The sequence below is a fragment of the Salinivibrio sp. ML290 genome (genome assembly GCF_001995695.1).
Lineage (GTDB): Bacteria > Pseudomonadota > Gammaproteobacteria > Enterobacterales > Vibrionaceae > Salinivibrio > Salinivibrio siamensis.
Map to the genome: position 1 here is coordinate 15,970 of NZ_MUEY01000003.1, position 23,557 is coordinate 39,526.

At 51.3% G+C, this 23,557-nt stretch carries 17 protein-coding genes and 1 pseudogene; 13 read left to right on the plus strand and 5 right to left on the minus strand.

Going from position 1 to position 23,557, the window contains the following annotated elements:
* The first annotated feature begins 26 nt into the window (after positions 1-26).
* The 7 genes from rsuA (at position 27) to BZG23_RS03780 (ending at position 8,648) form a co-directional block, all read left to right on the plus strand.
* A complete protein-coding gene (gene rsuA, locus BZG23_RS03750) occupies positions 27-719 on the plus strand; it encodes a 16S rRNA pseudouridine(516) synthase RsuA (RefSeq protein ID WP_077577783.1) in 693 nt (230 codons plus the stop codon).
* Positions 720-934: 215 nt separating this feature from the next.
* Positions 935-2,143, plus strand: a complete 1,209-nt coding sequence (locus BZG23_RS03755; RefSeq protein WP_046073185.1) for a Bcr/CflA family multidrug efflux MFS transporter — start codon at positions 935-937, stop codon at positions 2,141-2,143.
* Positions 2,140-2,781 carry a DUF2913 family protein gene (locus BZG23_RS03760; protein WP_046073186.1) on the plus strand — a complete coding sequence of 214 codons (642 nt, stop codon included), beginning with the start codon at positions 2,140-2,142 and terminating at the stop codon, positions 2,779-2,781. Before BZG23_RS03755 ends, BZG23_RS03760 begins: the two co-directional genes overlap by 4 nt.
* 97 nt (positions 2,782-2,878) lie before the next feature.
* Positions 2,879-4,252, plus strand: coding sequence for an MATE family efflux transporter (locus tag BZG23_RS03765; RefSeq protein ID WP_231637374.1), 1,374 nt, complete (start codon positions 2,879-2,881; stop codon positions 4,250-4,252).
* Positions 4,253-4,402: 150 nt separating this feature from the next.
* Positions 4,403-5,074: an ABC transporter ATP-binding protein gene (locus BZG23_RS03770; protein WP_046073188.1), complete on the plus strand. Its 672-nt coding sequence runs from the start codon at positions 4,403-4,405 to the stop codon at positions 5,072-5,074.
* Entirely contained in the window at positions 5,055-7,520 is a 2,466-nt protein-coding gene (locus BZG23_RS03775; protein ID WP_077606170.1) for an ABC transporter permease, read from the plus strand. Before BZG23_RS03770 ends, BZG23_RS03775 begins: the two co-directional genes overlap by 20 nt.
* Before the next feature lie 39 nt (positions 7,521-7,559).
* Positions 7,560-8,648: a lipocalin-like domain-containing protein gene (locus BZG23_RS03780; RefSeq protein ID WP_077606171.1), complete on the plus strand. Its 1,089-nt coding sequence runs from the start codon at positions 7,560-7,562 to the stop codon at positions 8,646-8,648.
* Here the strand turns inward: BZG23_RS03780 and cra are convergent.
* A complete protein-coding gene (cra, locus tag BZG23_RS03785; RefSeq protein WP_046073190.1) occupies positions 8,645-9,658 on the minus strand; it encodes a catabolite repressor/activator in 1,014 nt (337 codons plus the stop codon). The genes BZG23_RS03780 and cra overlap by 4 nt on opposite strands.
* 428 nt (positions 9,659-10,086) lie before the next feature.
* On the opposite strand from cra, the pseudogene BZG23_RS03790 reads away from it, so the two are divergent.
* From BZG23_RS03790 to fruA, 3 genes and pseudogenes are all read left to right on the plus strand, one after another.
* Positions 10,087-11,158, plus strand: a pseudogene (locus BZG23_RS03790) (HPr family phosphocarrier protein).
* Entirely contained in the window at positions 11,155-12,108 is a 954-nt protein-coding gene (pfkB, locus tag BZG23_RS03795; RefSeq protein WP_077606172.1) for a 1-phosphofructokinase, read from the plus strand. Before BZG23_RS03790 ends, pfkB begins: the two are co-directional and overlap by 4 nt.
* 30 nt (positions 12,109-12,138) lie before the next feature.
* Positions 12,139-13,866, plus strand: a complete 1,728-nt coding sequence (gene fruA, locus BZG23_RS03800; protein ID WP_077606173.1) for a PTS fructose transporter subunit IIBC — start codon at positions 12,139-12,141, stop codon at positions 13,864-13,866.
* A gap of 69 nt (positions 13,867-13,935) precedes the next feature.
* Here fruA and BZG23_RS03805 read toward each other — a convergent pair whose 3' ends face one another.
* The 3 genes from BZG23_RS03805 to BZG23_RS03815 all read right to left on the minus strand — a co-directional run bounded on the left by BZG23_RS03805 (position 13,936) and on the right by BZG23_RS03815 (position 19,746).
* A complete protein-coding gene (locus tag BZG23_RS03805; protein ID WP_046073194.1) occupies positions 13,936-15,384 on the minus strand; it encodes a glyceraldehyde-3-phosphate dehydrogenase in 1,449 nt (482 codons plus the stop codon).
* Between the two features lie 403 nt (positions 15,385-15,787).
* Positions 15,788-16,474, minus strand: a complete 687-nt coding sequence (locus BZG23_RS03810; RefSeq protein WP_046073195.1) for a DUF3334 family protein — start codon at positions 16,472-16,474, stop codon at positions 15,788-15,790.
* Between the two features lie 128 nt (positions 16,475-16,602).
* Positions 16,603-19,746 carry an ATP-binding protein gene (locus BZG23_RS03815; protein WP_198532107.1) on the minus strand — a complete coding sequence of 1,048 codons (3,144 nt, stop codon included), beginning with the start codon at positions 19,744-19,746 and terminating at the stop codon, positions 16,603-16,605.
* 349 nt (positions 19,747-20,095) lie between these two features.
* On the opposite strand from BZG23_RS03815, the gene BZG23_RS03820 reads away from it, so the two are divergent.
* The 3 genes from BZG23_RS03820 to nagK all read left to right on the plus strand — a co-directional run bounded on the left by BZG23_RS03820 (position 20,096) and on the right by nagK (position 22,327).
* Positions 20,096-20,440, plus strand: a complete 345-nt coding sequence (locus BZG23_RS03820) for a DUF3802 family protein (RefSeq protein ID WP_046073196.1) — start codon at positions 20,096-20,098, stop codon at positions 20,438-20,440.
* Positions 20,441-20,567: 127 nt separating this feature from the next.
* Complete coding sequence (locus BZG23_RS03825; protein WP_077606175.1) at positions 20,568-21,317, plus strand: tRNA-uridine aminocarboxypropyltransferase; 750 nt, start codon at positions 20,568-20,570, stop codon at positions 21,315-21,317.
* A gap of 107 nt (positions 21,318-21,424) precedes the next feature.
* On the plus strand, positions 21,425-22,327 hold the full coding sequence (gene nagK / locus BZG23_RS03830; protein ID WP_046073198.1) for an N-acetylglucosamine kinase: 903 nt from the start codon (positions 21,425-21,427) through the stop codon (positions 22,325-22,327).
* 45 nt (positions 22,328-22,372) lie between these two features.
* Here nagK and BZG23_RS03835 read toward each other — a convergent pair whose 3' ends face one another.
* Positions 22,373-23,461 carry a ketoacyl-ACP synthase III gene (locus BZG23_RS03835; protein ID WP_198532111.1) on the minus strand — a complete coding sequence of 363 codons (1,089 nt, stop codon included), beginning with the start codon at positions 23,459-23,461 and terminating at the stop codon, positions 22,373-22,375.
* Between the last annotated feature and the right edge of the window lie 96 nt (positions 23,462-23,557).

The window sequence follows — 23,557 nt, forward strand, 5'->3', positions numbered from 1 at the left end:
CAAACAAAGGTGCAATAAGCGGTAATATGCGATTAGATAAATTTTTATGTGAAACCTTAGGGGTGACACGAAAGCAAGCAGGGCGTGTGCTTAAAAGCGAGCTGGTGACGGTTGATGGTGAGGTGATCAAGTCGGGTGCCGTCAAAGTGAGCGATCAAGTGGAAGTGGCGTTTGAGGGACGTGCCCTTACGTTGTCAGGCCCGCGCTATTTTATGATGCACAAGCCTGCTGGCGTGGTGTGCTCGCATGAGGATGCGTTTAATCCGACGGTCTTTGTATTGCTCGATGAAGTCAATGCGGAAAAGTTACACATTGCTGGGCGCTTGGATGCGGACACAACGGGACTGCTGTTGTTTACCGATGACGGTCAGTGGTCACATCGTATTACATCTCCTAAACATCAGTGCACCAAAACCTACCGTGTGTGGCTGGCTGATCCGATCAGCGCGGAGACGGCAAAAGCCTTTGAAGAAGGGGTGATGCTACGAGGCGAGAAGCAACCCACGCTACCGGCAACCCTCGAGAAAGTTGATGATTATGAGGCACTGCTCACTATTCAAGAGGGCAAGTATCATCAAGTAAAACGTATGTTTGCGGCAGTGGGCAATAAAGTCGATGCGTTGCATCGAGAGTCAATCGGTGACTTGGTCTTAGACGAACACTTAGAGCCTGGTGAATATCGTCCATTAACAGACGAAGAGATCGCGTTACTGGGTTAACGCAGGTGACTGGTTAGCCCCGTCATTGTTGCCTCTCGGTGAGTAACGGTAAGCACAGCATGGGCTGTGCTTTTTAATTGCTCATCGAGAAGCATGTGTTACGACAACGTGACCAAAAGAAAGACATTCTTTCCCACGGCGACACAATAAATTGTTACACTTTGACCACGCTCACGTTATTTCCCTTTGTCCTGTCTTTTACGTTAAGGAGAGTTATGTCGCAATCATCGGCTGTCACGTCGTCCCCGACTCAATTAAGCTGGCTTTTGATCTTGGTGCTTGGTGCGATTGCAGCGTTGACACCGTTAGCGATCGACATGTACCTCCCGGCGATGCCAGCGATTGCCGCGGATTTAAATGCACCAAGCAGTGCGGTGAAATCAACCTTGGTTGCGTACACGGCCGGCTTTGCCATTGGACAGCTTTTTCATGGTCCGATTTCTGACAGTTATGGTCGCAAACCAGTGATGCTGGCCGGTGTGGCACTATTTTTCGTTTGTGCCGTGGTCAGTGCAATGGCTCAAGATATAGACGTACTGACAGTTGTACGTGCAACGCAAGGGTTTGCCGGAGCCGCTGCCGCGGTGATTATTCAAGCCTTGGTGCGTGATATGTTTGAGCGTGAAGAGTTTGCGCGCACCATGTCTTTTATCACCTTGGTGATGACGATTGCGCCTTTAGCGGCACCGATGATTGGTGGCTATTTGCTCACTTGGTTTGATTGGCGCGCGATTTTTTGGGTACTGGCTGGTTGGGCGTGTTTTGTGATGCTTTGCATTATTGTCAGGATCCCTGAAACCTTACCTAAACACAATCGGCCGCCTATGCGTATTGGCGCGTCATTGCGTAACTATGCCCGCATGCTTAAAACACCGTTTGCCGTAGGAATGATCTTCTGCTCAGGTTTTTCCTTTGCTGGGATGTTCTCTTTCTTAACCGCAGGCTCATTTGTTTACATTGATTATTACGGTGTGAGCGCGAAGATGTTTGGCTACTTGTTCGCGTTAAACATTGTCTGTCTGATTGTGATGACCTTTATTAATGGCCGTTTGGTGCGCAAAATGGGCTCGCATTGGATGCTGCGCTTAGGGCTGGGGTTGCAGCTGGCTGCGGGGATAGCCATTGCCGTGTTCCAATGGTTAGACATTGGGCTTTGGGGCACCGTGATTCCAGTGATGATGTATGTTGGGGTAATTTCAACCATCGGCAGCAACAGCATGGCTTGCTTGTTGGCCTGCTATCCGCAAATGGCAGGCACCGCGTCTTCTTTAGCGGGGACAATGCGGTTTGGTATTGGCTCGTTGGTTGGTGCAGGGGTTGCCGTTGCTTCAGACGGTACGCCCTGGGGGATGGTTGGCGCGATCGCCCTTTGTGCGATACTCTCTGCCGCTTTCTATTGGCTAATGGCAAGCAAAGAACCATGAGTTATGTCACCGAAATTCAAACTGTGATGGCCGCCGCCTTTGACGATCTCGCGGCAGCGATCGCCGCCAAAAAAGTGGCCGATGCGCCCCATGCGCGTGAGGCGTTTCTTGGTCGCTGGGTGGCGCAAGCGGTGAAGCAACAACGTTTTCATCACAGCGTTAAAGCGGACTTACAACGTTGGACTCAACGTGCCCGCAGTGCTGGCACGCAGGCGGGTCTCGGCGCTGAATTTGCTCAAATACAAACAGTGTATGCCGAGTGGTTTCCGGTTGGCGAACCTGCCAAGCCTGTCCACAAATCGCAATTACAGCAGTGGATTGATTGTGCGGTTGAAGCGGGTTGGTGCGTGCATACACAAGATACGATTGACCGAAAAGTGAAAATCATATCGGGTGGGCAGCATTCAATGGCCGTGTGTCCAGACGCGATGCAATCGGCTTTTGATGATGAGCAGCGCTTGGTCTCACCACTGAGCGTTTATGTCCGGGGGCCTGAGCAGGCGGTCGTAGCCTGGGCGCATCAGGCATGGATAGCACCGACGAGAGTGACTGCCTATAAATCGATCGTCAAATACCATGCTGAGTACCGTATTTGGCCGAACAATCAAGCCGATGGCTTAATGGTGATGCCACATTAATCGGAGTGTCTTCGCAGATAAGAAAACGCCCTCGGGCGTTTTTTTCTGTTTTAAAGGCACGTAAACTAACTAGGTTACCTATAGGTTGGAGTCGTGTGTGACCGTACTTTCCCGTCCTTTCTTTGATCCTGTGTTTTTAAAACGCTTACTTTTAATTGCGGTACCGATTGCGCTGCAAACCATGATGTTTTCGAGCCGCAGTTTGGTCGATATCCTGATGGTGGGACAGTTGAGTGAAGCGGATGTCGCCGCCATTGGTATTGCCGGTAAAGCGATGTTTGTCTCCTCCTTACTGATTCTCGGCGCCATGACCGGCGGCTCTATGCTGGTGGCACAATATTGGGGCGCGGGTGATCGGCAAGGCTTTCGTGAAAAAACGGCGCTGACTGTGACTTTAACCAATGCCACGGCGGCGTTAAGTGCGTTTGTCTTTTGGGCTTATGCAGATGTCATTGTGGGGTTTGCCAGTGATAATCCCACCGTTATTGCGCTGGGCCAAGACTACTTGCAAATTGCGGGTTTATCCCTGTTTTGTCTGGCCAGTGTATCAGGGTTGGCTGCCGGGCTTCGTGCCATGCATAAGCCAGGGATCAGCACCTTTTTTAGTGGGGTCGGGATCAGTGTCAACGTGGTGCTCAACTGGGTATTTATCTTCGGTAATCTGGGCGCGCCTGAACTGGGCTCGAAAGGGGCAGCGGTGGCGACTGTACTTAGCGGTATGGTTGAGGTTGTTGCCTTGTATGTCTATTTGTATCGCCGTCAACACTTGGTTGCCTTCTCTTTGGCTGATTGGCGTGCGTCATTAACGTTACTCGCCGTAAAGCGCTTTTTATCACTTTCGTTACCGACGGCATTTAATTTTTTAATGTGGTCGTCAGGCTTGTTCGTTTACCACGCGATTATCGGTCACGTTAACGAAGCAGGCTTGGCGGCTATTGCGGTTATCACGCCCGTCGAGTCACTTTCACTGTCGTTTTTGATTGGCACCGCCAATGCTGCCGCCGTTTTGGTCGGCAATAACCTTGGGGCGCAACAAACGGACACCGCTTACCACCAAGCCTGGCAGGTCGCGGTATTTAATTTTATCGCCGGCGTGGCAATTGCCTGTTTGATGCTGATGATTCAGCCCTGGGTGTTAAGTTTCTTCCCTGCATTAACGGGTGAGACCGCACAGATCACGGCTTATTTTTATTGGGCGATGTGTGCGTTGATTGTGGTGAAAACGATCCCCATGGCGATGATTGTTGGGGTACTACGTGCTGGTGGTGATGTGCGCTACTGCTTGGGGCAAGATTTTGTTGCACAGTGGCTCATCGGCATTCCAGTGGTATTGGCCGCCGCAGCGGTTTTTGAGTGGCCGGTTTATTGGGTGTATGTGCTGCTGGGGGTGGAAGAAGTGGTCAAATGGATAGGGTCCTTGATTCGGGTAAAGTCAGGCGTTTGGCTAAATAATCTTGTTAATGATGGCTAAGGATAAACGAAATATTAATTGGGAAGCTGCCCATCGGCTTTAACGCTTTTCTCAGCCTCTTAATTGGGGTACATTGCCAAATTAATCAAACAGTGTGACCTAGTTCTCGTTTATTGCTGTTTTTAAGACACTATAAGGGTGTGCATTGGCATGTTAGCAATTAAAGGGCTGTGTAAAGGTTATCAGGATGGGAGTGATTTCCACCCTGTGCTGCAAGGCGCCGCGATGTCGCTGTCGTCGACTAGCCAATTGGCGTTGATGGGCGAAAGTGGGTCGGGTAAAAGTACCTTGTTAAATTTGATTGCGGGATTGGATAAACCCGACAGTGGCGAGATCTGGTTTGACGATACCCCCCTTCACCGATTGAGCGAGGCGGCACGCACGCAGTTTCGACGTCAAAACATCGGCTTGATCTTCCAACAATTTAACCTGCTTCCCACCCTCTCTATTGCGGATAACATTCGCTTTTGTCGCCAATTAAAAGGCTTGAAAGAAGACGGTTGTCTGTGGCGACAAATTGTCTCTCAGCTTGATTTGATGCCATTGCTCAATCGTTACCCAGAAGAAGTGTCTGGTGGTCAACAGCAGCGCGCCGCCATCGCACGCGCGTTATATATGTCGCCCAAACTGCTACTTGCCGATGAGCCAACGGGAAGTTTGGATGAGCGTAATGCGGACGCGGTGATGCGCCTGCTTATCACGCTAACCGGTCAGCAGGAAGCTGGGCTGCTATTGGTGACACACAGTGATACCGTGGCCAGCTACTTGCAAGGTAGTGTGGGGCTACAAGGAGGCGTGCTCAGTGTTCGGGCCCGTCGCTAGCGCTTTATGGGGGCATTATCGCCGCCATCCGTTTCAAGTCTTTCTCGTCTGGCTTGGGTTAACCCTGGGTGTCTCTTTGCTGGTTGGTGTGTTATCGATAAACCAGCATGCGCAGCAAAGCTATCGCCAAGGTGCACAGCTTTTTAGTAATCCGTACCCGTTTAGCATTCATCATACCGAGCGAACACAGCGCGTGCCGCATGCTTTTTACATTGGCTTGCGCCGTCAAGGCTTGACGCAATGTGTGCCGATTGATCGTCTCGACGTTGTGACACCGTCACTTAGCGATATTCATCTGATGGGAGTGGATGCGATCGCGATGCTGCCATTTATCGCGAATCATCGTACAGATGACGCCCCCTCATTGTCTCCCATGGATGCCATTTCAGTGCCTTATCCTGTCTATGTAGGCGAAGCCATGGCTGAGCACAAAGGCTGGGAAGAGGGGCAAATGATCGATTTGCTGGATTACCCGCCGATCGGCCCTTTGCGTATTATCGATAATGATGCGCTGAGTATGGGCACCTACTTGGTGGCGGATATGGCGCTACTGCGTAAGCTTTCGCCTCGTACTGGGTTTACCGAGGTGTTATGCGGGGATTTGTCTCAAGCGGAACGACAAACGATTCGTGACAATTTACCTTCAGCCTTGACGCTGACCAAAACCCAATCAACCCAACTAGGCCCACTGACCCGCGCTTTTCACTTAAATTTGCTCGCGATGGGATTGTTGGCCTTTGTGGTGGGGCTGTTTATTTTTTATCAGGCGATTTCCCTTTCCATGACCCAGCGCCAGCCCTTGGTCGGTACCCTTCGGCAGCTAGGCGTTGATGGACGCCAGCTTTCTGGTGTTATGGCGACAGAGTTATTACTTTGGGTGCTACTTGGCGTGGTCAGTGGCAATGTGTTGGGTATGTTGCTTGCCAACCAATTACTCCCCGCGGTTGCTACGACCTTGTCTGATTTGTACGGCGCAGATATCACTTTAGTCATGCATTGGCAGTGGCAATGGGGACTCTACAGTTTACTCCTCGCTATTTTGGGGGCGGCGATGGCATCCGCTTGGCCGCTGGTGCGCTTAGTCAGCACCTCACCAGGGCGCTTATCGCAACGGATGACCTTGATGCGTGGCACACATCGAGAGTATGCCGTGCAGGCGATTTTAGCGGTGTTGCTTGGCGTGGCGGCGTGGGGCGTATCGTATTGGGAGACCAGCCAATGGCAAGGCTTTACCTTGATTGCCTTTACCATGTTAAGTGCTGCTTTAGCGCTGCCTTATTTGTGTGGCTGGCTGTTTCATGCCAGCGCAGCAGCCTATACGGGCGCGCGATGGCGATGGTTTTTCACCGATGCGGCGGCAAGTTTAAGTTACCGTGGTGTGGCGGCGATGGCATTTATGCTCGCGATTTCGGCGCATATTGGTATGGAAACCATGGTCGGTAGCTTTCGCACCAGCACTGAAACTTGGCTACAGCAGCGCTTGGCTGCGGACGTTTATGTTCGGCCGAGTCATGCCGCTCTCGATGAGATGGAAACATGGTTGGTCAACAATGAAGACGTGGCGCAATTTTGGACCAGCTACCGGCGGGAGCTGACGGCAAACCAAGGGCGGCTTGAAGTGCTGTCGGTAGGAAACCGTCCGTCTGAGAAACAAACGTTGGCGATGAAGGCGGCTCAGCCTGATTATTGGGCACAAGTGCACCAAGAACGTGCCGTATTACTCAGCGAGGCATTAGCGGCTAAATTTGGCGTGGGCGTGGGGGAGACCATCAACCTTCCCGCGCCGATGGGCGAGCGCTGGCAGGTCGCTGGGATCTATTACGATTATGGCAACCCCTACGGACAGCTTGTGGTGTCTACACGCAGTGATGCGGGACAATGGCTAAAGCAAGGCCGATCATCACTGGCGGTGGTCTTGAATCAGGACACGCAAACAGAGCAATTCGTTGATCGCATCAATCACCGTTTTTCGCTGACCACCGGGCAGGTGCAAAACCAGGCGGATATCATGCGTTATGCAATGCGTATCTTTGATCGTACGTTTACTGTGACCGAAAGCTTGTGTGCACTGATGTTGGTGGTCGCGATATGTGGGTTGTTCTTTTCGACCTTGGCGACCGAGCTATCGCGCCAACGGCAATACAGCTTGCTACGTTACCTTGGCTTGTCAGGGCGTGAGCTCATTGCGCTCGGGGGAGGACAGTTAGTGTTGCTTGGTCTCACCAGTGCGCTGATTGCTATCCCGTTGGGGCTTGTGCTGGCGGGCATGTTGATCCATGTTGTCCTGAAAGCATCGTTTGGGTGGACCATGACCATGAGCGTCTTCCCGATCAGCTATGCCACCACGATCGGGCTATCCATGTTGGCGCTTATGGTCGCAGGGGCTTGGCCTGTTTATCGCATGCTAAAACGCACCGCGGCGGCGTCGTTGCGTGATGCGCAGTAAAAAAGAGGCAGTGAAGTGATTCAGCGATGGAAGCGGAAAATGATACGTTCATTGTTAGGAGGCGGAGTGATCATCGCGCTCGGCGCGCTGGTATGGTGGGGTCAGCAGTCCGCATCGTCTCCTGATACCAGTGGAAATTTTGCCGTTTTTGATTCGCAAAGTGGCTTTGCCCCTGTCACCCCAGACCATACGCCTTCCTATCCCAAAGACATGGCGGCACACTCAGACTTTGCCACTGAATGGTGGTATTTGACCGCGACCTTAACCGACGCTAATGGAAAAGCGTATGGCGTGCAATGGACATTGTTTCGCCGCGCATTAGCACCGGATCGTAAAGAAGGATGGGCGAGTCAGCAGCTGTATATGGCGCATGTCGCTATCACGAGCGATGATAAACAATGGGAGTCGGAGCGCTTTGCCCGTGGTGGGATTGATCAAGCAGGAGTGACGCTGTCACCTTTTGAGGCTTGGTTAGACGATTGGCAATGGCAGGGCGGTAAACAACCTTTTCCTGCCAATGTGCGTGCAATGTGGCCTGCGCAAGGTAAGCAAGTAGGCTTTACGTTGGAGGTGCGCGAAAATGGACAACAGGTCAAGCACGGTGAAGAGGGATATAGTGTCCGTCATGCCAGTCAGCCGTCGGCTTCGTATTATTTTTCTTTGCCACAGCTAACCGTCAAGGGTGTGCTAACCATTGCGGGTGAAACCATTCCCGTGACAGGAAAAGGCTGGTTTGATAAGGAGTGGTCGAGTGGCGCGATGGCCGCCGAACAAACGGGATGGGATTGGTTTGGGCTTAACTTAGATGATGGCCGTGCGTTAATGGTTACCCAAATACGCGGCACCGAGCCGTTTATGTTTGGTTCATTACTGTTTCCTGATGGCCGAGTCGTGACGCTGAACCAGGATGATATTCGTATGCTGCCGGTCAGTCATGCCAAGATGGCGGAGGGCGCTAACTTGCCGATTCGTTGGCAGATCAAAGTGCCCAGTGAGGACATTAGCCTTATCACTCAACCACTTAATCCACAGAGCTGGATGGACTTGAGTTTTCCCTATTGGGAAGGGCCTGTGGAAGTGCATGGCAGTGCCACAGGCCGAGGCTTTATGGAAGCGACAGGCTATTAACCCAGCCCGACCCAGGCTTGTGTTTGATGGGGGCGCCAAATCGGTTGGCGTTCAACCGTGATAACCCCAGGATGGTTGTCTCCTTGCGCGGCCGACACCGCGAGACTGAGCGCCGCGTCGCTAATTGCTTCAAATTGTTGAGGGAGAGACTGCACGCCGAAAGGAAGAAAATCGAGGATGCGGCTATCACCAAAGGTGGCAAAATACAGTGCAGTAGGGGCGATACCTGTTTGCCTAATGGCGTCCAGCACCCCTTCACACAGCGTGAAGGACGTGGTGAGCAAAGCATCGGGTAAGTCACCGGCTTCAATCCACTCTGTCATGAGCCTTTGTCCCTCAGCACGGCTGAAAGCTTGGCCGTAACGCACTTGTCCATCTACGCCTTGTGCCGCTAATGCACCACGAAAGCCGTTCTCCCTGTCTTGTGAGATGGCCAGCGATGGGACGGCCCCAATCAGTCCTGCTTGATAGACATCCGTTGGTGCAATTAACATCTCGGTGAGCTGGTAAGCGCCTTTTTCATCATCACTTAGCACATTCGCGAATTGGTTGGCATCCAGCCCGCGGTCAATGGCAACGATGGGAGTGCCTTGCTGTTGTAATTTGGGGTAGAAGGTATTATCTGCAGGCAAACAAGAGGCGACGATTAACGCATCAATTTTCCTGGAGACGAGGGTCTCAGCCACTATTTTTTCTCGTTCTGGGTCGTCATCAGAGCCTGTGATAATAACCTGATAGCCCTGATCGTGGGCTTTTCGTTCAAAGAGTTTTGCCAACGTGGCGTAACTGGTGTTCGCCAAGTCAGGAACGACTAAACCAAGCGTTTGTGTGGTGCCTGCACGCAAGGCTGTGGCGGCGCGGTTCGGCTGATAATTGTGTTGTTCGACCACCGCCATCACGCGTGCTCGCGTTTTTTCACTGATCCGATAACGGTCGGCTTTGCCATTAATCACATAACTTGCCGTTGTGCGTGATACACCGGCAAGACGGGCAATTTCATCAAGCTTCATAAAGCGATCCTTAAGTAGGCCGATCGTTACTGATGGCTTTGTGAATGCGATCAAAGTTTACGCACTTCAGATCCATAATTTATTTGCATTATAAGCTAAAACGATTCAGCCTTAAAGCTGAAAGGTTTCAGCTTGTGTCAATTATTGGCGGCTGATCTCAAGATGCTGGAAAGACGATGCGGCTTATCTCTTCCGGCACTTATAAGTGGAAGAGATTGACCAAACGCCGGGAGCAATGTCTATCGCTTTACCTAAAAGCTGAATCGTTTCAGTTTTTAGGTAAAGCGAATGTGGCAAGTCAAACGCGAACACTGCCAATGACCGGTGACTTGCGACCAACCAATATGTCCGCCATGTCTAAGTGATACTGATGTGGCCGACGACAACATCAACCCGTGCCGCGGCACTGAAAAAAGAGGAACGACCTCATGTTGGCACTTAACGTACACGATATTCATATGCAGCAACACGCGGCGTCTAAGCACGAGGCTATCAAAGCCATGGCCGCAGCACTCACCCAAAAAGGGCTAGTCGACGCGGGCTATCAAGACGGTATGCTGGCGCGAGAAGCCCAAACCAGTACCTATCTGGGCAACGGTATTGCCATCCCGCATGGCACAACGGATACCCGCGATCAAGTTAAACAAACAGGGGTACAAGTGTTTCATTTTCCCCAGGGTGTTGACTGGGGAGAGGGAAACCTCGCTTACGTGGCCATTGGTATCGCCGCTAAATCAGATGAACACTTGAGTATCTTACGTCAGTTGACGCGTGTGCTGGTTTAGCAGCGATATGGTGTTAACTGGCTTTCCAGCGTCAGATATCACCACCTTGCAAGCCGTGGGCGCGGGATTGCTCAAAAATCATCACTGTTTAGATAGCGATGGCGTAAGCCAAGCCGTCGCTGGCCAGCCGGTGCACCTTGGTGAAGGGCATTGGTTGCTCGGTGTGGGAGACGGTGTGCTGCAGAGCGGATTGTCGTTGGTGATGCCTGCGACGTCATTGTCTCACCAATCCCTGTCGGTCAGTGCGCTTTGGTGTGTCGCAGCCAACAACCGTGCGCATCTTCCTGTGCTTAATACCTTGATGCAATGGAAGCTTGATAAACAACTGGCGGAATCTGGCCGTTACTCGCCACAAGCGCTGGTTGATGCGTTGTCTGCTGAACCCGCCCCCGTACAACCTCATACAGCGGCGCCGTCTGAAGCGCCCACCGCAGAGGGGCCAACAGGCCTGTATACGGTGACGAATGCGCATGGTTTGCACGCTCGTCCTGGGGCGATGTTGGTCAATACGGCGAAAAAATTCAGTGCTGATATACAGGTTGCCAACGCTTCCACCCAGTCGGCGCCGGTTAACGCAAAAAGCTTGATGAAAGTGATCGCGCTTGGGGTGAAACATGGGCACCAGTTACAGTTTTCCGCCCAAGGAAGCGACGCCGAACAAGCGATTGCGGCACTGGGTGATGCTATTAAAGATGGGTTGGGAGAGAACGCATGAGTGCCATTCTGACCGTAACCTTCAATCCCGCACTCGACATGACAGGCTCAGTGAGTGCGTTGCAGCCTGGTGATGTCAATTTGGTGCAAAACTATACACTGCACCCGGCGGGAAAAGGCGTCAATGTCGCACGTGTCTTAACGGATTTGGGCTCGACGGTCGCAGCGTCAGGTTTTCTTGGCGCAGATAACCAAGACCCGTTTGCCCACCTTTTTACCGAGCACGGCATTGCCGATCACTTTTTGCGTGTGCCGGGCGTTAGCCGCACCAACGTCAAGCTGGTTGAAAAAGCGGGACGTGTCACTGATTTGAATTTTCCTGGTATGGCGGTTGAACAGGCCGATATTGAGGCATTGACGGCGCGCTTGCTTAGTCTGGCTGAGCACCATGAGTGGATCGTGCTTGCGGGCAGTTTACCTCCCGGTGTCTCGACCGAGCAGTTGACCACTTGGATAACCACCTTGCGCGATGCAGGGAAAAAAGTGGTTGTTGATACCAGTCAGCATGCCTTACGCGCAGCCGTTGAGGCAACCCCTTGGTTGGTTAAGCCTAATGAAGCTGAACTGGCTCAATGCCTCAACGCGCCCATCAGTAATGAGCAAGCAGTGTTGCTGGCGCGCGGTGAGCAATTGTTTAACCAGGGGATCGCGAATGTGGTTATTTCTCGCGGCGTCGATGGGGTGCTTTGGCGCGATAAGGAAGGCTGGCTTAAGGCTGTGGCGCCTGCGCAATCAGTGGTGAGTACCGTTGGGGCGGGGGATTCTTTAGTGGCAGGGCTGGTATCAGGATGCCAGGCCGGCCTAAGCAAAGAGGCGGCGCTGTGTCGCGCGGTCGCTATCTCTGCGCTTGCTGTCACCCAAGTGGGGGTCGGTGTGCGCAATCGTAAAGACGTGAACCAATTAATCGAAAAAATCAGCGTGTCGCCTGTTGAGCTGTCAGTGCACGCGTAATAAAACCAATCCATGAGTGGGGTAAAAGGTATGAATCTGGTGATTGTGACGGCGTGCCCAAGTGGCGTCGCCAATACCGTTATCGCGGCTGGGCTGTTAGAAAAGGCCGTGATGTTAAAAGGATGGACGGCACAGATCGAGTGTCAGTCCAGTGTACAACCAACCCAGGCGGTATCGACAACTGATATTGAAAACGCTGACCGTGTCCTCTTAGTGGGGGAGCCAAAAGAGTCGGCTCGCTTTAACGGCAAGCCTGTCTATCAAGCAAGCTTGAATGAGGTGATGGCCGATACCCAAGCGGTATTGGATGCCGCCGCGAATCATGCACAGCCGTATCACGCGCAGACGCAAAGCGAGAGCAGCACCGTCAGCATAGTGGGCATTACGGCGTGTCCTACCGGTGTTGCGCATACCTTTATGGCGGCAGAAGCGGTTGAAGAAGCGGCTAAAGCGAAAGGTTATCAGGTAAAAATTGAGACACGTGGCTCGGTAGGTGCGAAAAATGCATTAACAGATGAGGAAATTGAAGCGGCGGATCTCGTCTTTATCGCGGCGGATATTGAGGTCGACTTGAGCCGGTTTGCGGGTAAACGTTTATACAAAACCAGTACGGGCACGGCGTTGAAAAAAGCGTCGCAGACGATCGATGATGCGCTTGCTAACGCAGAGGTCTATCAAACAACGCAAGCGAGTTCATCGAACAGCAGTGCTAACCAAGGTGAACGTACCGGTGTCTATAAGCACTTGATGACAGGCGTATCACATATGCTCCCTCTGGTCGTCGCCGGCGGGTTGGCTATTGCGCTCTCGTTCGTCTTTGGCATTGAGGCGTTCAAAGAAGAGGGGACGCTTGCGGCGGCATTAATGCAAATTGGTGGCGGCAGTGCGTTCGCACTGATGGTACCGGTATTGGCCGGGTTTATAGCCTTCTCAATTGCAGATCGCCCTGGTCTGGCGCCCGGCTTGATTGGTGGTATGCTTGCCGCGTCTACCGGTGCTGGGTTCTTAGGGGGGATACTGGCAGGTTTTATCGCCGGTTACAGTGCTAAATTTGTGGCAGACAAAGTCAGTTTGCCGGCCTCAATGGAAGCCCTTAAACCCATTCTCGTGATCCCTTTATTAGCCAGTTTGTTTACCGGTTTGGTGATGATCTATGTCGTGGGCGGGCCTGTCTCTGTTGCCATGGAAAGTCTTACCAGCTTCTTGCAGGGTATGAACTCGACCAATGCGGTGATCCTTGGCGTCGTCTTGGGTGCGATGATGTGCTTTGACCTTGGCGGTCCCGTCAACAAAGCGGCGTATACCTTTGGCGTCGGCCTGATTGAGAGTGGTACCTATATGCCGATGGCAGCGATCATGGCGGCAGGTATGGTGCCGGCGCTAGGGATGGGGCTATCGACGTTCTTAGCCAAGCGTAAATTTAATGATGCAGAGCAAGAGGCGGGTAAAGCATCGTTTGTGCTTGGGCTGTGTTTTATCTCGGAGGGGGCGATTCCATTTGCGGCCAAAGACCCAATGCGAGTGATCCCATCGTGCATCGCAGGTGGTGCACTGACAGGTGCGATATCTATGCTAATTGGTGCAAAACTGATGGCGCCACACGGTGGCCTCTTTGTGCTGTTGATCCCGAATGCAATCAGTCCGGTGTTGATGTATTTAGCCGCCATTGCCGCAGGTACGCTGGTAACTGGTTTGGTTTATGCGGTGCTTAAGCCCGTCAGCCAACCGTCACCCTTGACGGCGGCTGAACAATCTTAACCTTACATTGAGTGGCGGACACGTAATAAAAAAGGCCCATCAGGGCCTTTTTTATGGCGGTAAAACGGGTTAAGAAAGCGCTTCTGGCTCGGGAACCATCGGATAGCGTACTCCCATCATTTGTTCCATGCAGTGAACAACCTGGCAGCTGTAGCCAAATTCGTTGTCATACCAGATGTATAGCACACAACGGTTTCCCTCGGCGATCGTCGCTTGGCTGTCCACCACGCCGGCAAAGCGCGATCCCACCAAGTCACTTGATACCAACTCCGTCGACTGGGTAAAGTCTATTTGCCCAGAGAGTGGTGAGTACAAGGCCACATCTTGCAAATAGGCGTTGATTTCGTCTTTGTGAGTTGGGTTATCTAAATTCAGGTTGGCGATAGCCATGGAGACATTTGGTGTGGGCACACGTACAGAGTTCCCCGTTAACTTACCTTTTAGCGCGGGCAAAGCTTTCGCGACCGCACTGGCGGCACCGGTGGACGTGAGAACCATATTCAATGAGGCAGAACGACCACGGCGATCGCCCTTGTGGTAATTATCAATGAGGTTTTGATCATTGGTAAACGAGTGAACTGTCTCAATGTGTCCGCCATCGATACCAAATTTATCGTGCATGGCTTTGAGCACGGGTGTGATTGCATTGGTGGTACAGCTAGCGGCAGAAATAATTCGATCATCTTCGTTAATCACATCATGATTAACACCGAATACGACGTTTTTAAGCTCGCCTTTGCCCGGCGCGGTGAGTAGCACCTTCTTGGCGCCTTTGCTGTCAAGGTGTTGACGCAAGCCTTGTTCATCACGCCACATGCCTGTGTTATCGACCACCAGTGCATCATGAATACCGAATTGGGTGTAATCGACTTCTGTTGGGTTATTGGCATAAATGACTTGGATAAAATTACCATTGGCGATCAATGCATTGCGCGATTCATCAACGGTAATGCTGCCATTGAATGGGCCGTGTACAGAATCGCGACGCAGCAGGCTGGCGCGCTTTTCCAGGTCGCCTTCTTTTCCGCCACGCACCACGATAGCGCGTAAACGCAAGGGATAGCCGGGACCGCTTTTTTCAATCAGTAAGCGCGCGAGTAAGCGACCGATACGACCAAAGCCATAAAGTACTACGTCTTTAGGGTCGACTCGATTACCCGTTCCCAATAAATGCCCCAATTGGTGATGTAGAAAATCAGGAATGCCGTTCTCACTGTCATGCTGTTGCCAGTAGGTCCATGCGAGCTGACCGATATCGATTTTACTGGGAGCAAGATCTAATTCAGCCATCACCTCGATCAACGGCAACGTTTGGCTGGGCGATAAGGTGCCCCCCGTATAGCGGCGCGCAACGCGGTGTGCCTTAATGATATCAATGGTGCTAGCGTTGATCAGTTGACGACCGAACAGTTGAATTTCAACGCCTTTTTGGCGGTAAAGCTGGCTAAGCAGCGGATACATGGTTTCAGAGTGAGTTTGACTGGTTTGCCAATCGAGTAGGTAGCTTTCTGGACTCATGAATCGACCTTTTTCACGAATGATAGTGGGTGGGCAGGGTGCCCAGTAGGGTATTTGGCTGATCGTCGCCAGCCTTTTGATTTTGCCGCGCAGTCTAAATGATGCGGAATTATTCACCTACTAAAAAAAAGTGGGGAGAGATAAAGACTTATGAGGGCGAGAGGTGGGGAAACGACGACCACAATATCTATCAAATGTGATCAAGATTGTAACTCATATGAAACAAATCAAATTGGGCACTTATAACTGTGAAGTGCTGTGTCCGTTGAATTGCCTTAATAATCGTCAAGAAAAAAGTAAGCAAAGAAGAAAAAAACACAAGTTACACGCGCCTTTGCAGCGAAGCGTTACAAATCGATAGCAACTTGTGTTTATGTCTTAGCGACAGTAAGAGGAGAGAGGTTTAAATCCCTAGTTCGTCAAGTAAGTCATTACTACCGCTGTCTTTTTTGTCGCTTTTGTCGTTAGACTTTTCTTCTAGTTGGCGTACTGTTTCTGCTTCCAGAATGGAATCAGGATCAACCTCTTCCCCTTCTTCAAAGTCCTGAAGCTGAATAAACTCGGTACGCTCCATGGCAAGCTCAAGATAGAAGATATTGTTGTGCTCAGTGGTAAAGCTCACGCGGCGCGCCTGTGGCTTGTCGATGTTGCTATCGACTGACACCGTAATATTTTTGTTAACCGCCATCATCTTCGGCTGGTTTTGGGTGATAGAGGTTTGGATTGAACGCTTAATCTTACCGGTGAAATCGCCAATAATCTGGTTCATGAGCTCACCGAGCACATCGCCCACTTCATCTGCGGTGTGTAAGCTGGCTAACTCTTCTTCGGGGATCCCCATATGCTGCATGTAATTGCGGTAAATTTCTAACGCCGCGGCGGAGGAGAAGTTGATCACAACAAGGCCAGAGAAGCCACCATCAAACAGCACAAAACAGCCGAGGTCAGGCTTGAGGCTGGTTTTGGCAATCTTTTGTACCATAGCAGCATGGTGTACGGGAGAGTCAGTCGCTTTGGTTAATACTGCCGTGGCGGACTGACACAGTTTGAGCAGAATGTCCTCGGAGGTGACTACTTTGGTTTTTCTCATTATTCACTACCGTCATGGTTGATAAAACTTATTGTCAGTGTGGCACTGGATTGCGCGATTTGTACACCGATTTTCCGGATATCCGGATAAGGGATCACATTCATCTGTCTGTGACCGCGTATATTGGGTCATTGAGGATCACGCGGTAATACCTCCAGCAAATGATCAAGTACCGTGTTGATACGGGTTAATGCCTGAACAAGTGCTTCTGTTTGCTGATTGTTAGCGGCTTGTTCGGCCTCAAGACAGGCTTGGTGAAGCGCTGTCGCACCAATGCTGCCTGCGGCAGATTTCTGTTTGTGTGCCGCCTCTTTTAATGCTTGCCAGTGTTCAAAAGGCGGTTGCGATTGCGCGAGGGCGCGTAGGCCAGGGACGCTACGTTTGAGGAAAACATTCACAATGTCTTGATAGGCGTGTTGCTGTCCGCCATATAAACGCTCAACCACCGTTGGATCGAGTATAGATGGCGCGTCGGCGCTGGCTGTCACAGGGGGTGGAGTAGGTCGCGTCGTCGCGTGTGGACGGTTAATCCAATAGGTTAAGCGTTCGTCAAGCGGATCCAGCTCAATGGGCTTGGTAATGTAATCGTCCATGCCTGCTTCAAAACATCGTGTTTCTTCACCACTGAGCGCATTGGCGGTAATGGCGATAATAGGCACCCAACCCGATGCACCTTGGATCTCGCGTAAAGCGGCGGTGAGTGCATAGCCATCCTTGTTGGGCATATGGCAGTCGGTCAGGACAAGATCCACCTGATGGTGTTGATACGCTGTGAGTGCCTGGTCACCATCATCCGCCATCACCACCTCATAGCCAAGATAATGGAGTTGCTGGGTGAGTACCTGTTGGTTCGTGGGGTTATCCTCTGCGACTAAAATACACCCGCGAGTGCGTTCGGGATCGCGTGCTTTGGCTTCTGCCTCGTCGGGAAGAGGCAACATAGCGTCAGATTCCGCCAACATACTGATATCGGGACTTTCAAGCCCAAGGCATACACGTAGACCGTGGACCAGACGACGATAGGTTAATGGTGAGGCAAACAGCTCTACGATGCGTTTATCAGGGTGGGTTGCCAGCGATAAGGTATGTTTGAGTGCAATCACATGATCGACCGCGCGTTCAGCGATTAATGTACTTGGCTCGGCATGGGTGGTAATCAATAACCGGTGTGTGGCCAGTTGCTTGTCCACCTTCGACGGCGATGAATCATGGTGATAAGCGATATGCAAGTGCTCCAGATAGCGGCACACCGCGTGATTGAGTGCGTCTTGAGGAATATCCACTGCAACCGATAATTGTTGCGCATGCTCGCGAGTAATCGGTCGCTCTGCAGGTTCTGCTAATGGGTTTACCGTATAATCGATACGCACGGTAAATCGTGTGCCGTTTCCTTGCTCACTCTCAATGTCAATCTCACCGCCGAGGAGATCGATAATATTCTTACAAATGGCTAAGCCGAGCCCTGAGCCTCCAAACTCTCGGGTGGTAGACGACTCCGCTTGGCTGAATGGCTGGAAGATAGTGTCGAGTTTATCTGGTGCAATGCCGATCCCGTTATCGGTGATGGTAAACACCAGCTGTGCTTTTTGCGCCTGTGGGTTATCTATCGCGTCAATATTAACTGTTACAAAACCAGGCTGACGGTGCTGGCCACCAGAGAACTTAATCGCATTACCAACCAGATTAAACAGCACCTGTTTTAATCGGTTGGGATCGCCCACCAGTTGATCGGGGAGGTGAGGGTTAATGAATAGTGACAGTGTCACCTTTCGCTTATTGGCATGATGGCTGACGGTGTCCATCACTTGCTCTACGGTGTCGGACAAAGAAAAGGTGACACGTTCAAATTGCAGCTTTCCGGCCTCGGTGCGTGAAAAGTCGAGTATGTCGTTAATGATGGAGAGCAGAGAAAGAGCGGATTCGCGCACCGTGCTAATCAGGCTTTGCTGAGAGGGCGTTAACGACGAGCGACGGAGCATATCGAGCATCCCAATCACACCATTCATTGGTGTGCGGATTTCATGACTCATGGTGGCGAGAAATTGCGCTTTGGCGCGAGAGGCACTTTCTGCGCGCTCTTTTTCGGCCATTAATTGCTCTCGAGCCTGATTACGAGAAATGATATGCGCACGAAATATCACCAGACCATGAGCGATCTTACCGACTTCATCCGTCCGATCTTGAAAATTACTGGCCGGTGGGGTCATATCGCCAGCCACCAGGCGCTGCATGGAATCGGCGAGTTTGGCAATCGGCTGAGTGAATGTGCGGTAAATATAAAAGTACATCGCGCCACTGACGAACAAGATAAAAATCAGTAAATAGCCAAGGTTGAGCTGATTTGAGTGGAGTATTGAACGCAAATCAACCATTGAGCGGGTAACCACTTTTCCTGTCTGTTGTGCGAACGTTGAGAGCGCATCCTCAAGCGCTTGGTATTCTTGATCACTCAAGGTTCGCACTGCGGTCATGGCACCGACTTTGGCACTGGGCTGATAGTTATTAAAAATGGCGATACCACTGCGCTTTAAACTGGTGAAATGGTGGCGGATGTTGGACAGTTTTTTCAGTGAGGCAGGATCGTTGAGCTCGAACTGCGCCAAGGAAAGATAGCGCTCGAATGTTGCCATATCTTCCATAAAGCGTTGTCGGCTACTTTCTCGCCCATCTAGATATTGGTTAAGCTCAGTCAGCATATCGCCATTCTCATCGACCAGCTCATCAAGGTATTGCAACACGGCCAGGTTATCGGGCTGTGTGAGCGATTGTGAGGCCTTTAATTCGGCAATCAAGTTATCAATCGGTCGCACCACATCAATGGATAGTCGCATTACCTGTTTACGTGCCCATTGCTCAGCGACCGGATCAAACTCTGTTAAGACTTTTTGATGAGCGATACGTTGAAAGCGCTCATAAAGCTGGCTGATCAATGAAAGTCGCTGCTCTGCGTCGGGTTTTACCTCACGCAGGCGAGCCAGTAATTGTTCAAAATCTTGCTGACTTTCTAGAAAAACCGCGAGCGATTCATGACGGCCCATGACATATTTGAGCATGCTGGCATTCATATCACTGGCGGCACGCTGCATGCGCATGGTGATAATTGCACTCGGGATTTCTTGATGAGTAGCGCGGCCAACATCGCGGTTGACGCGCTCCTGCATGATGTAGCTCGAGACTGACAGGCCCAGCACCATCAAGGTGATGAAGGTCATGATCAACCCAATCTTGCTGACGATACTCTTACCAAATGGGCGAGGGTGATTTACCTTCATGACGATTCCTACATCCTTGTCAACGATTGATTTGGGCGTGATCCGTGTTAAATTGCGCGTTGTGTTGTTTGCTTTCATCACAGTGAAGCCAGACTATACTGCAAGGAGACTGGCGTCAGTCGTTTGTATGATTTGACGTTGCCACTCGGCCCCTTTATTCGAGCCAGACTGAAAGGGAAGAGGACGATGTGAGCAGACACCATGTCATAGAACGATGATCAGTTTATAGTATACAGTGCACTAAGCACTGCGAAGCGTGACTCGCTTTCTAATTTCGCCTTCAAGAGGCGCAAATAGCCGACGGGCACGGTACAATAGCGATAGTTGAATAGTCTAAGGACAAGTAATCATGGTAGTAGACTCAGACGGGTATCAAGCACTGATCGAACATTTTGCGTTTAATCTCTCTGTGTTTGAAAAACCGGGTGAAGCCATTGGCGATGATACCATTGCCGATATTGTGCACGATCTGGTCGCCTCTAATATTATGACCATTTGCGAGCAAAATCCTGGGCTTTCGTCTGCATTGCGCTTCACCATATTACGAGAGGCTGACCGTGTGGTTGAAGATATGGAAGAAGTGCTGGCGGGTCGGTGGGAGCAACCAGTGACCGCAGAGCAGGTAGGCTTTCTCGAAGAGTACGTTGCCTTGGTAAAAAACCTTTTTGATGGTGCCATGGTCGAGCTGCGCTAGTGACAAGCCCTGACGGTTACCGTTTAATGCCTGTCTTCCTCTGCTTTTGTGATCTTGGCCGCGCGATACTGACAGCAAACCTCAGTTCGGTATACTAGGCGGTCCATTTACAACCTCAGATTTTACCATGCGCCAATCAACCCCGCGTCACGCTATTCATGCGCTTTATTCCGCCCGTTTGGCTCGTGCAACGCGTCCCTATCTCGCACGTGGCGCCGGTGTAGACCGCTGCCCATCATGCATGTTAGTTCGTCATTTCTGTGTGTGTGAGTACCGAGCAGCGTGCCAGACCCATGCCGCGTTCATGTTACTCATGTACGATGACGAGGTGCTAAAACCCAGTAATACAGGGCGTTTGATTGCTGACTGCGTCGCGGATACCTACGCGTTTATCTGGTCACGTACGCAACCTGATCCTGATATGTTGGCGTTGTTATCCCGCTCAGCGTTTCAACCCTATGTTGTCTTTCCTGCTCAGTACACAACCCCGACGCGTATGACGGCGCCAGCACGTATCCATGACAGCGCGAAGCGGCCGTTATTTATCATCATTGACGGCACTTGGCGGGAGGCGAAAAAAATCTTTCGTAAAAGCCCTTGGCTTGATCACTTTCCGGTTTTAAGTATTGAACCTCAGGCATTATCTCGGTATCGCGTGCGCGATGCTCACGGTGAAAACCAACTGGCGACAGCAGAAGTGGCTGCGGAAGTGCTTGCTGTCAATCAAGAGCACAAGGCGGCAGATTACTTAAACCAATGGTTCGATGTCTTTCGTGAGCGATACCTCGCAGGCAAACGACAAAAACACCTTGCGGAAGACAATGCGTTGACGCGCTTTCTTGATGACCGACCCCTTGTGAATGATGCCGACCCCTGAGTGAAAAGTCTGGTTGGAAAACAACGAAACTTGGGGCTAATCACGGACTTTTGCCTTGGTTTGCTGAATAATCTGGTTAAATAACGACAATTTAAGGTGGCTTAGCCATGTATTACGGCTTTGATGTGGGCGGCACAAAAATTGAATTTGGCGCCTTCGATAAACAACTCAATCGTGTTGCGACCGAGCGTCACCCAACACCAACGCAAGATTACCCCGCATTAATCGACACATTGGTGCGGTTGGTGGAAAAGTATGATGCGGAGTTAGGGCAAAAAGGAACCATTGGTATTGGTATTCCAGGCTCTCAAGCAGAAGATGGAACGGTGCTGACCGTCAATGTGCCCGCGGCAAATGGACAGTCGTTACGGGCTGATCTACAAGCACGCGTCGGGCGCGAAGTGCGTATTAGCAATGACGCCAATTGTTTTGCGTTGTCAGAAGCATGGGATGCGCAAGCGCAATCGGCGAAAACCGTGTTAGGGCTAATCTTGGGCACAGGCTTTGGTGGTGGTTTGGTGATCAATGGCAAAGTCATTAATGGCAAAAACCAAATGGCGGGCGAAGTCGGGCATATGCGTATGCCGATTGATGCCTGGCTAAGGTTGGGTGATAACCCGCCGATGTTTGCGTGTGGTTGTGGGAATAAAGGTTGCCTAGACAATTATTTATCTGGGCGTGGGTTTGAACAGCTTTATGCTCACTTTTATCAGCCGTTGTCAGCGATCGAAATCATCGAACAGTATCGCCAAGGTGAACCGGATGCGGTGGCATTTGTTGACTGCTTCTTTGATGTGTTAGCCATGGCTCTGGGAGGCGTATTAACCGCGTTTGATCCAGACATGGTCGTGCTTGGTGGCGGTCTATCTAACTTTGATGAGCTGTATCAAGCGATTCCTGAACGCTTACCGGCACACCTACTGTCTGCGGCTAACGCCCCTGATATTGTCAAAGCGCAGCACGGTGATGCGGGAGGGGTGCGTGGCGCTGCCTTCCTACACCTAACTTGATGCCAATAACAAAGCCGACGCAAGTCGGCTTTGTGGTGAGACATTTTATTCTGGTTTTTTATGCTGACAATGGCGGATGGCGTTGTCGAGTAATTCAAGTGCCGTTTTATCGGTTGGCGGTAACGCTGCGTCAGACTCAGCGATTGGCGTTGTACGCTCGCCCCAACGGATTAAGCCTGCGCCCCAAGTCAGGCCAGCGCCAAATGCCGCGGTGAGTAGCTGGCTATGTGGCTTGACCGCCCCTTGCTCAACTGCTTCGCACAAAGCGATGGGGATCGTGGCTGCTGAGGTATTGCCATAGCGCTGGATATTAATAAACGCCTTATCTAACTCGATGCCAGCGTGCTCACATAAGGTTTCGATAATCCGTTTGTTGGCTTGGTGTGGTACGACCAGATCAATACCGTCAGCATTGAGCTGATTCCGTGTTAACACCTGATTCGCCGCTGATCCCATGCCTTTAACCGCGCGTTTAAAAATATCACGGCCGATAAAATCAAACGCAAAATAGCCATTGTCCGGGTCGAAGCGATCCATTGCGGTGCCAAAGGCAGGGATCGCGAGTACATCACGGCCTGCTGGATCACAACCAAGTTGCGCGTCAAGTAACCCCACTTTCTGTTCGCTTTTGCTCACCACAACCGCGCCGGCACCATCACCAAATAGCACGGCGGTATCGCGTTTGCTCCAATCCAAATACCAGGTTAAATGCTCTGCGCCGATAATGAGTGCGTGCTGATAGTGGCCAGCTTGGAGCATCTTGGTTGCGGTTTCTAATCCGTATAAAAACCCGGTACAAGCGGCATTCATATCAAATGCAGCGGCACGAAGTGCACCTAAGTTGCCTTGCACTTTGGAGGCAATATTGGGGATCAGCGTGTCTGGTGAGCAGGTCGCTACAATCAACAGATCAAGCTGGCTTGCCTCAATGCCTGCCGCCGCTAATGCGCGTTGAGCGGCAACGGTGGCGAGCTCTGAGGTTTCTACATGACTCACTCGGCGCGCTTCAATACCTGTGCGTGAGCGAATCCATTCATCATTGGTCTCTAAAATTGTGCTGAGATCGTCATTGCTCAACACCGCGGGCGGAAGGCACTTCCCCCAGCCTGTAATTTCTGCAAATGCCATAGTTATTTACGGGTTGTTTAGCGTTGCGCTAGTGTAAACCTGAAACTCGGATGAAACAATTTTGATGGTTGATAAGGCGTGAAAAACACTACCTGGCGCAAA